Annotated in this window: 8 protein-coding genes; 2 read left to right on the top strand and 6 right to left on the bottom strand. The window is 46.0% G+C overall.

Annotated features, from left to right (window positions below):
• Nucleotides 1–373: 373 nt before the first annotated feature.
• The 6 genes from K1I37_RS21440 to K1I37_RS21415 are packed head-to-tail and all read right to left on the bottom strand — an operon-like array spanning nucleotide 374 to nucleotide 6,581.
• Nucleotides 374–1,255, bottom strand: a complete 882-nt coding sequence (locus K1I37_RS21440) for a hypothetical protein (RefSeq protein ID WP_021296028.1) — start codon at nucleotides 1,253–1,255, stop codon at nucleotides 374–376.
• Complete coding sequence (locus K1I37_RS21435) at nucleotides 1,252–2,673, bottom strand: ATPase, T2SS/T4P/T4SS family (RefSeq protein WP_021296029.1); 1,422 nt, start codon at nucleotides 2,671–2,673, stop codon at nucleotides 1,252–1,254. The genes K1I37_RS21440 and K1I37_RS21435 overlap by 4 nt, the downstream gene beginning before the upstream one ends.
• A 19-nt stretch (nucleotides 2,674–2,692) precedes the next feature.
• Nucleotides 2,693–3,487 (bottom strand): SAF domain-containing protein, encoded by a 795-nt coding sequence (locus K1I37_RS21430; protein ID WP_021296030.1) that lies wholly within the window; start codon nucleotides 3,485–3,487, stop codon nucleotides 2,693–2,695.
• Between the two features lie 3 nt (nucleotides 3,488–3,490).
• Nucleotides 3,491–4,774 carry a CpaE/TadZ family protein gene (locus K1I37_RS21425; RefSeq protein ID WP_021296031.1) on the bottom strand — a complete coding sequence of 428 codons (1,284 nt, stop codon included), beginning with the start codon at nucleotides 4,772–4,774 and terminating at the stop codon, nucleotides 3,491–3,493.
• Complete coding sequence (locus tag K1I37_RS21420; protein WP_021296032.1) at nucleotides 4,752–5,870, bottom strand: CpaE/TadZ family protein; 1,119 nt, start codon at nucleotides 5,868–5,870, stop codon at nucleotides 4,752–4,754. The genes K1I37_RS21425 and K1I37_RS21420 overlap by 23 nt, the downstream gene beginning before the upstream one ends.
• Before the next feature lie 3 nt (nucleotides 5,871–5,873).
• Nucleotides 5,874–6,581 carry a hypothetical protein gene (locus K1I37_RS21415; protein WP_021296033.1) on the bottom strand — a complete coding sequence of 236 codons (708 nt, stop codon included), beginning with the start codon at nucleotides 6,579–6,581 and terminating at the stop codon, nucleotides 5,874–5,876.
• 1,238 nt (nucleotides 6,582–7,819) lie between these two features.
• Between K1I37_RS21415 and K1I37_RS21410 the strand changes: the two genes are divergently transcribed.
• On the top strand, nucleotides 7,820–8,536 hold the full coding sequence (locus K1I37_RS21410) for a geobacillin-26 family protein (protein WP_031218411.1): 717 nt from the start codon (nucleotides 7,820–7,822) through the stop codon (nucleotides 8,534–8,536).
• A 571-nt stretch (nucleotides 8,537–9,107) separates the two neighbouring features.
• On the top strand, nucleotides 9,108–10,340 hold the full coding sequence (locus K1I37_RS21405; protein WP_242216034.1) for an IS256 family transposase: 1,233 nt from the start codon (nucleotides 9,108–9,110) through the stop codon (nucleotides 10,338–10,340).
• Nucleotides 10,341–10,686 lie beyond the last annotated feature (346 nt).

Here is a 10,686-nt window from a genome sequence, read left to right as displayed (position 1 = left end):
CGGTGTCCGCTTCGACCCTGATTGACGCAGCCACTTTTCGTACGTCGAATGAAACCGTCCGAGTGGCGTACGTGGATTCTCAGTCTCTGATGGTTTTCTCGGTCGTTCGAATGCCCTGGTCGTTGCTACCCGAATCTGTTTTCGCGCCATAGTCCCACTTAGTATCCAGAGAAGCCCGGCTAAGACAACTAAGGAACCTACTAAGCACGAAGCAATCTCAATCACCTCCTCCCTTCACTTTTTGCTAGCACCATTGCTACAATCTTGCTAGCAAGTTACTGGCTAGCATTCTAGAGTCGTGGTGAAGACCACTGTCTGTGAATATTATTCTGGGGCGTTTTTGTAACGTAATTTGTGACGAAAACGCTCCAGTTTAAACTTCTTTGGTTTTTACAACTTGTGAAATTCCCACAAAATAACTCACGAGTAAAATAAAGAAACCAACTTGAGCCACGCCATGCACATGCATAAGTGGCCAAGCAAACACAACCGCCACTACTGCTGCTAAAAACAGTCCCATTGCCACCATGCGATACATAGAGACAGATGCCGCAATTTCGTTTTGCGTCTTTACTTTTTCCGATAAAAGTTTGTGAATGACAGCCCAAACTTCCGTTAATCGAGCGTTCCACTGAGAGCCTTCAATCGTAACAGTAGATAACAACTCAAACTCTTTTAAACCAAGAGTCTGAGCACGAATTTTCATCGCCTTACCAACGTCCATCCCAGGAACCCGCCCGAGTTCATTGATGTATCGGAATTCCCTACGAATAACTGGGGATTTTGCTTCTTGCTCAATTTCTTGACACAGCTCGTGCAACGAGCTACTTTTCAAAACGTGCATCCCTGGTTCAATGACGTCCACCAAAAGGCGTTTTCGAAGTTTAACCACGTATCGAGAAGAAAGTTCCCCTACAATTTGTCTGGGGAAGAGCAATAGTAAGAATGCGACCGTCAATGAAATGGTAATCGGTATTCGCATAACTTCGTGTGTGAACAGAACCAACATAACCAGGCCAACTATTGCGTATTTCCCGTACTTCCGAACGGGTAGCGTTACACCGATACGATTAAGTTGAATTTGCAAGTTGTCGAGGTAACGCTGCCAATACGACGTTCGTTTACCGAGCATGACGACGTTTCCGAAGAACTGCCTCGTTTGGGTCAAAACTCGCCGGCGTTCCGTTCTCTTTGCTTCACCGAGTAACCAAACAGCAACCAGGATTAAGATAGAGACACCGACCGCGGCAGTCATTCGATTGATTCCTCCCCAGGGCTGAGAAGTTCTTCCGGGATCACTACGTCATACTTATAGGCTCGTTCAATCATGCGCTCAGAAAGACCATGGAAGATTACCTTGTTTGAACTGTACTTGCGCTCGAAGACTGGACGCCAATCAACACCATTGTCATTTGCTCCGAGAACTTCCCCGATTTCTGTGACAAGCGGCTTATTGTGAACTAGCTCGACACTGATTAGCTGTTGGAAACAAGTTGCAAACAGGTCAAATGCGTACGCTTCACTCGGTCGATCAGGAGACGACTTAAGCATATTGATATAAGCTTTAATCATCTTGCGTATTGTTTCTGCGTGCATTGTTGTCGAAAACAGGCCCGATGTCATCATCGCGACATCACTTGCCCGCATTGCTGTAAATCCGTCGCGCATCTCACCAACGAGTGTGTTTTGTGAGTTCAAACGCTTTACGTCAAATAGGTTTCTCCCAATCGTTATCTCGCCTTTGTCTTCACCGTTGGCTTCCTGCGTGTATAATCTCAGAAAGAAACCGCCTCGAATTTTTGCATCGGGTGTGTCCTCCAGCATTGCAGTTAATTCGTTTTGAGGAAGGTACTCCATAATGGCGTTTTGCAAAGTACTCTTCCCTGAACCCGTTGGTCCACCTATAAGAAATGATTCGCGAATACGGGCAAGAAACTCAAAATATAGCCGCATTCGTGCAGTGAACATTCCGGTCATCATCAGTTCTTCGAGTGAAAACGCGCGTCCAAATCGTCGTATGCAAAGAATCGGCTCATTTTGAAATAGGACGTATTCGCCATTTATCCATGTTGAGAAGCCGCACGCTTTGTCTCTGTATATCAATCTCGATCCGTCTGGAAAGATTGCATTCGTAGAGGCAGCTGAAAGGTCGAGGCGATATTCAGTTCCAAGCTTTCTTTCGATGTACCGTCTCAGTTCATCGTGAGATTCGAAGTGAATACGTTCCCCACTTTGATTGACAAACCAATGATTTTGACCGTATTCGCGATACATAATCCCATACTTTCCGAATACCCAGATGTCAGTAACATCGGGACGGCTTGCGTCCATAAGCGGTTGCAGAATGCCGTGGTGATACATGTGAATAGCCACTTGTTCAATTGCATCCCTGACATTAACCGCCAAACGCTCCACATCACCTTGCTGTATTGCCTTTGCGAGCCTTGCCTTTGTCTCCGCCTCCGTTGGTGCTTGACGAAGAAAATCAATGTCTTTGTTGTATATGAAATCGAGTAAAATTTTCACCTGCTGCTCCATAAGATTTCCGTCACCAATCTTACGTTCTTGATAGTTCTGACGGATGTTTCTTGATTCATCAACGACACGTTGTAAACTCCTGGAGCTATTTCTTTGAATTTGAGCCAGTACTTCTTCAGGATTTTCGATTGCCATGTGTTCCACCTCCGAGGTTTCATTTCGTTTTTGAACTTGGCAGTGACTGAAGAACCGTTGTGCCAGCCTGTTTCTGATTCGACAACCCTTGTGTGGCTTGAGACGTTGCCGCTTGAACGGCTGTCGATGAATTCGATGTAGTTGGCGTGATTTGAACGGCCTGCGCGGTTTGTACTTGTCCATCGCCCTGCTGTGATGCGGTCTGATTAATCATGAGTACCTGGACATTACTATTGGCCAAATTTTGTGCCATCGACAAATACGTTGTTTCAGGTAAAGTCAAGATTAACGTCATATTCTGGTTTTGATTGTTCGATTGATTATTCGGAACTGAATCGAAGCCTGTATTATTCAGTACAAGAACGTGATCAGCATGTAGTGTCGTCCCGTTTTGACCTTGTTCAACTAAATCCACATACGTGTCAGGCTGAATGTACTGGTCCATAGATCCCTGTTTGTATGAGATAGGAAACGTCACATTGGATGTGCCCGTGATGTTATTGACGAGCCCCTGTAATGAATTACTCGAACTTATCATTTGTGGGCGAACCTGCTCGTCAGGCAAAATAGTCATACTCGTCAGGTGTCCAACAATCTGCGAGGGGTTTAAGATCGCGTCCTTCTGCACTGCTTTCACAGGAATTTGTATCTTCGTCACGTCGGCAGCACTCACTTTGGTAAACGGTGGAATGGTTCGTGTTGCAACTACAACCGATTGGGTTCTCTGTGCTGCATATACCGCATAACCCGCAACCACCGCTGCACCGATGATTGCGAGCCCTGCCATGCTGCGAAGAACACTAGAGGTTTTCAAGCCTTACACCTCTTTTCCTACAGGCGTTTTGCGTTTACTTGAGCCAAAAAGCCATTCAAAGACACCTTTTTTCGGCTTGTACAGAGCTGGCAGATTCGTAACTGGTATAGTCATATCGAGTTGCTGTTCAAGCCATGGGACCATTGCTTTAGCTGAAGCCGCAGCCGGTTTTTCAAGGACAATTGCCTTGTGCTGATTCCGATACCTTTGAAATAACGGGTCTTCTGGGATTAAAAATACATGCTCGACGCCTAACTGTTTACGGACTTCCTCAATTTCAATCTCTCGATTTTTCCCGATATACGCACGCCCGAGCATAATGACCATTTTGTCCGTGGTCGTCCCACCGATGAGTGGATGAGTTGCACTCTGTATAGATTTCTTAAACTCGACGTATTGCATTTGGTCGTAGAGGCCAAACATGTATAACTTGTCCGCCTTTTGCATCAGATCCAGTGTTGTGTCTTCCCATGTAGACGGCATGTCAAACAAAATCAGATCGAAGTACGGCCGTGTTTGCTCAAGAATCCATCGGAACTCTTCCCGGCGAATCATTTCTTCACGGGACGCGGCTGTAATCATGTAGAAGCCATACTTTTCATGAAGTTCGATATTGTCGAAGACAGCACGTTCGGATAAGCCCTCAGGATTCTGTCGCATAAGATTTGTCCAGTGATGGGTTGTTAAATCTTGTTGCGAACCTGCGAGATAACCGAACAGACCTTTTGGATCCAAATCCACAACAAGCGTTTTACATCCTTCTTCGGCCGCATACGCTGCGAAATTGTAAAGTACACCCGTTTTTCCTGATCCCCCACCAAAATTGCGTAGAGATAAGAAACCGAGAATGTGTGCGCCTTTGACCGGTGGGCGAATAACTGAAGGCATCGGGACAGTTTTTACCACATGTTCCTCTTTTGATGTGGATACCGTCCTCTCTTGTGTCGCAGCCACTTGGTCCGCCTCTTTTAACTCAACTGGCTCTTTGTTTGTAGAAACATGATCTTTAACGTACGACAGCAGACTCTTCATTGTCACCATATCCTGTAACATTGGATATTTACGCCGCAATGACACAGTGACGCGCTCAGCAACCATGCAAACAGATAGACCCCATTCTTGCAGTTCGCGCACGGCTTCTGGGGTCGTTGCTTCATCGACAATAACCAGTTCAGGGGTCATTCCGGCTACTTCCCGCATGGTGCGACAATGCTCAACCTTATATCCTTTCAACTGATTCATTCGAGATGACGCATGAATTGAATCATCCAACAAGAGAATCTGCATGCCCTACTCCCCCTTCTATGTGGGTCACCAATTTATGAATCGCCGTTTGAACACCCGTAGAATGAAGAATCACCGGTTGTCCTTGGACCACTGCAAGAGATTGCTCAGGCTCGTATGGCACAAACACGACCTTTGCATTTGGCCAGTAATCCTCAAACTCAGCTTCGTCAATGGGCAAACGCGTTGGCGCCATATTAACGACCACAATATCTGCCGGAAGACTTTCAAGGTATCTGCAACGATGTAAATCTGTATTGGTCACAAGTACTCGAACTGTTTCCTGTGCAAACGAGTGATTAACTGATGCCAGGTAGTCTTGAAGAGCCATGTCATAAACTGCCACACCCGGAATGTGCGTAATGGTTTCCGTGACTGCTCGCAAGGAAATGGCTTCGTCTCCAAAAGGGTTACGCGTGTAGACGCGCAGGTTCCCGTCCTCAATGGCTGGAAGTACAGGTTCTGATAATGTTGCTTTCGCCTCATCTGCATCGCTTACGCCGTACCAGGTTGTCAGGCATGGGCGTAAACCTGCTTCCACATAGTTAACATGATTAGCCTGTGACAGTCGTTTCGCTACCTGGAGTCCGATAAACGTACTGCCTGCGCCGGAAGCTCCCGAAACCACGATTGCCCTTGTTGGTACCGTAGTTCGTTCTTCCTTTTGTTGTACTGCTACGTGGCTTATGTGCTGAAATACTGGATTTTTGGCACTGCTGTCGGTACTTTCTCCTCCCTCTTCTACAAACGCCATGTCCAGCCATTTGCGAGCCCCATCGATGGTAAGTTCCGTGATGAAATAACACGTCACTCCAAGTTTGGAGAGAGCGTCTTTAAACTCGTCTGTTTCCCGAACCGCCGCAATGTAGTACATTTTCAGTCCGATTTGAATAAACTGTTGAAGCTGTTGGATGATATACTCATCTGTTTTATCCTCAAATCGCATGTCACTAGATATAGCGCGTTGCCCCTTCAACGTCTCTACTTGTTGTTGTGCAAGTTCGTTTTGACTCGCGAGCCGTATACCATGCTTTTCTTCAAGTGGGGCGATTATATCTTTCATTTCTGGCAAGGCTGAGATGTCGTAGATAACCTTCACTGTTCACCATTCCTTTCTGTTAGTTAGTGGACAAACATACAAATGCTGTGCACCCTCGCTTCGACCGCGAAAAAGGAATAACGCTTCTTGTTCGTCGACATCTACCGATTCAAGATCCTCAATGTGGAACATCTTCGCCCACTTGGAAATCTCAATATCTGTTTCGTCATCCGTTAAAACAATCTGTGTATGAAATGATTCCATGTGTTCCATCGGAAATGCCTGAAAACGTTCCGCAGCGAGCCATACACCGTGCTTGCGATCCATAAGACGTTTAAGCGCTTCATATAGTGCAGTGCGGTCGTCTGTACTCAGTGCTCGATTAGCACCAAGATAAACTACGACAACGTGCTTGAGGGCCGGAATTTCTGTTTTGAGTACGTAAATTTCGTCCAAGGCATTGAGTAGAGTTGTAAGATTACGTGTTCGAATGATCACCGGTGAGGTGATTTGTTGTATAGCGTTTCTCTCAATTTGTGACCAACCATCACCAATAATATGGGGTTGCCCCATCATGCCGGTGGAACTCATATCGAGAACAAGAAATTTCCAGCCAAGCGATGTGAACATCTCGATCTGCTTGCGCAACCAAGGTCCTTTATAAGGATTCTCCTCCGAGCCAACGAGAAACAGATTTTCACCTTTTGCATGTCGATAATAAACATCGGCTTCTCCGTAGGTCGGATTGAGGGGGGTTTTGGATTGCGGCATGTGTCGTACACCATTCCTCTCTTAATGTCTGACTCAAGAGTGACATGGGAGACGAATGAATTTTGCTACAAATGCGTGATGAGGGGACATTATTCTTGCTATAAAGAAGGTTGGTTTCAGCACGTGAACTGAAGTGTAAACGGTGTGCGTGGTGTTTTAATAATATGTGTCGGTTGATGTATTTGAGAGCCGACCACGGATCCCATTAAACCCCATTGAATTTCTTCCCCGCAATTACGTAACGCATTGAGACAGATCGCTTTCGGCGCTTTGGGGTCATCTCCATAGCCCCCAATTATGCCAAACAATAGAGTAGTTAAATTCGCCTTGACGACGGGTATACTCTACCCACTTTTGTTGGGGAGGTAGGTCATATGCTGCAATCTTTCAATCAGATCTATGGGGATATCCTCCAGACGGGCATGTTAGTCGTTGCTGTCCTATCGTACGTCGATCAAAGACGTAGATGATTTGGCCCACTCCGTCAACGCCCGTGAGATTTTATCAACGATTCACGTGCATCAAATTCCGGAGTTGTCGATATTCGATCCCACTTCTCCACATGTATGTGAGTGGTGGACTTGCACATATCCAACGATAAAGGTTTCTGTGGTATTGGATTTAAGAGTCTTCAAGAGAAGATTGATACTGCGACGCCAAATGAGATAGCAAAAGAAGTACCAAATGTCGTAACAAATGGGGTTACCGAAACATTCCCCTGTACAATGGTGCCGATATTGTATATGAGGCCTCCAGCAAGCCGTATAAGACGTGTTTCGCGGACTTTTGTCGTTAGATATTGCAAAATCGTTCTACAGGCCTCCTAAGCGTCGTAAAAACAGTGTCCATAAAACTGCAAATGCCTCCTAGACTGAAATTCTAGAAGGCATTAAGCCACTGCAGTTCCCGACGCCATCGGGAAGACTCCGAGCCACCAGAACGTGAAGTCTAATGTTACATATTGGACATAACTGAAAAATTCCTCGTGATTTGGTTTTTATTCTCGAAGAAACATAATTCATTTGTGTTTCGTTGGGAGATCTTTAATAGTTAAATAATCACAATATGATGATTCATATCCATTTTTCTTATCTCCAATCCGAATTATCCACCTCTCTCACATATAGGAAAATTATTTGTATAATTCTATATTTCTACACACATTTCCACATGTCTGTGATAGACTGTTTTTGTAATAACGAAAATTAGATATATATACTAAGGAGGAGAAAATGAGTATGAGAAAGAAAAATTTGGTGATGTCTGGATTAAGTCTTGTAACTGCGTCAATGATGATGACACCTATTACTGCATTTGCAAGCACTACACCAACCAATCAAGTCTCAACCACAACAGTGGCAGGTCAAACACTTCAGGTTCAGACTGTCACTGACAACTCTTCTCAGCGTGTAGTTGATGTTACTTCTAACGGCCAAAGCACTGTCGCCACTTTCGATAAAGTTAAAAATGTAGTAACTATTACATCCAATGGTCAGACCACTACAATTAATCTGAATAACTCACCTGCTACTGGAACAACTGGAACCGGTATTAAACCTTTATATGTCAGTGCAGACACTTCTGAAGGCTGGTGGGGAGACTATGCGGATGAAAGTATTTACTCCAGTAGCTCAAAGTATTGGTCGATTGGCTTAGGTGGACACGGCACTTGGTCTGGTTATCAAAGTAGTAAAAATGCAAGTGGTTTAAGCACATATCAGAATGCAGTGGGTAATACTTCTAATGCAGAGCAAGATTGCTATGCTGCAGCCGCAGGTGCAGGGGTGAGCGGTATTATTGCGATAGTAACGGCTCCTGAAACTGCAGGTGCAAGTGCAGTTATCGCTGGTGTTGTGGCGATAGGTTTTGGCATAACATGCGCCACCTTTGCCGGTAAAGCTTGGACAGACCATCAAGAAGACATCTCGGCTTACTATAACATACCGGGCGTATAATTTTTCTGAAAATATAATAAAGTAAATAGGCGTATACATTATCGTGCGCCTATTTACTTTATTTTGAAGGGAAGAGGTTGTGTGTCTACCGGCGGGATAATTATGATTCTTTTTTGGATATTAATGATGGTGATATTTATTATTTTTTTATTCAAGAATCGATCCAGAAAAATTGTATATATAATAGGCGTACTAGGGGTGGTTATGAGTATATTTGGAATAATACAAATGATATATATCCTTTCTCATTAAGCATAATAGCTAAGGCGAACGGTCCAATAAGGTGAGTTACGTAAAGTCAGTAGCTCAAAAGTATTTATAAAGCAGTACGCCTGTCGTGCTGTGCACTTTTGCGTATCTCGATTACAGGAGGTTAATAAAGGGCATGAAAATCTGGTTACAAAAGCATGATTTTGATATCCAGTGGGAGGTTAGTTCGGCTCACCACAAGTAGAGTCCAATATACTGTGTAAAAAGGGATGGCACCCCGGGGCATAAAATATGAGCCATCCGCCCCTCTTTGGTAGAATGTGAGATTGGAGAAAACCACATTACCAGGAGGGAAACGAAAATGGCTCAATACCAGATTACCCTGAATGACGAATCTTTGAAAGACCTCTTTCTGCAGGATGGGGGTGTCGCGAAGTTGGTCGAACAGGTGCTGAATCAAGTATTACAGGCTCAGGTCACGGAACAGCTGAAAGCGAGTCCGTATGAGCGGACTGAGGAGCGGCGAGGGTACCGTAACGGAACATTGCCTCATCCCATCACGACACGTGTTGGTCGGCTCATCCTGCAGGTTCCACGGATTCGCAATGGCGAGTTTTCAACGGAGCTGTTTGCCCGCTATCAGCGCAGTGAACAGGCACTGGTGATTGCGTTGATGGAGATGGTGATAAACGGTGTATCGACACGCAAGGTGGCCCAGATCACGGAGGAGCTTTGTGGGACGGAATTTTCTAAGTCCACAGTGTCGGCGCTGTGCAAGCGGTTGGATCCAATCGTCGCAGCGTGGAACGAGCGCAGCTTGCGGGAGCACCGATATCCGTTCGTCCTGGTCGATGCTCTGGTGGTCAGGATTCGGGAAGACGGGCGTGTTCGGCCTCGAGCTGTGATGATTGCCGTAGGTATTAACGAAGATGGATATCGCGAGATTCTGGGCCTGATGATTGGTGACAGTGAGTCAGAGGCAAGCTGGCGGGCGTTCTTTGCTTGGCTCAAATCACGGGACTTACGAGACCTAGACATTGTGGTTTCAGACAGTCATGCAGGACTCGTCCGTGCCCTTCAGACGGAATTCCAAGGCTGTACCTGGCACAGATGTCAGACACACTTTATGCGCAATCTGTTGGACGCTACACCAAAGTCACTGCACGAGGATGTCTACACACGTGTACGGGCCATCCTGGATGCGCCCGATATCCAAACAGCTCGACTACTCAAAGACAAGTTTGCCGAGGAGTACGCTGAGCGGGCACCCAAGGCCGTGAAAGTGCTGGAGGATGGGTTCGACGATGTAACTGCGGTGCTGGCTTTGCCTGAGCGTTATCGCCGGCGATTGCGCACGACCAACGGTGTGGAGCGACTGAACGAAGAAATCCGGCGCCGTGAGCGCGTCATACGCATCTTCCCCAACCGGGAGTCAGTGATACGGCTGATCGGGGCACTGCTGATGGAGATTGACGAGGCGTGGACAACAGGCCGTTGCTACCTTAACATGGAAGAATACTGGAAGTGGCGCAAGGAGCAAGAAGTCTCAGACCAACAAGAAAGTGACGCCCATCAGCCGTTGAGTAGATTGTGAGCATGATGCGACACATTCCGAAGAGGGGATTTTACACAGCATTTTGGACTTGATCATAGCGTGGGCAAAAGGTAGCAAACGCCGATGTTTTGACGAAGACCGAGGTGCCCAGAGTTTGGGCAATTTTTTAACCAGCTGCGTCGAGGAGATGAAACTCGCGGCGAGAGCTCGTGGCAAAACAAGCCTACACGACGTAGATGCTACAGACTTAGTTGCTTGGCAGGAAGATGTGGCGCGTATCACAGGTGTACCCTTGGTGTAGCAGTGTTAAAAACTTTACTCTATCTGTCTCCCTCGACCAGGCACCATCACTGATTTTGCGTCGAATTTATGTGCCTCCTTCACG

This window comes from Alicyclobacillus acidoterrestris (assembly GCF_022674245.1).
GTDB lineage: Bacteria > Bacillota > Bacilli > Alicyclobacillales > Alicyclobacillaceae > Alicyclobacillus > Alicyclobacillus acidoterrestris.
The sequence above is the reverse complement of the archived record's forward strand: the minus strand, read 5'-3'. Positions and strand labels throughout refer to the sequence as shown.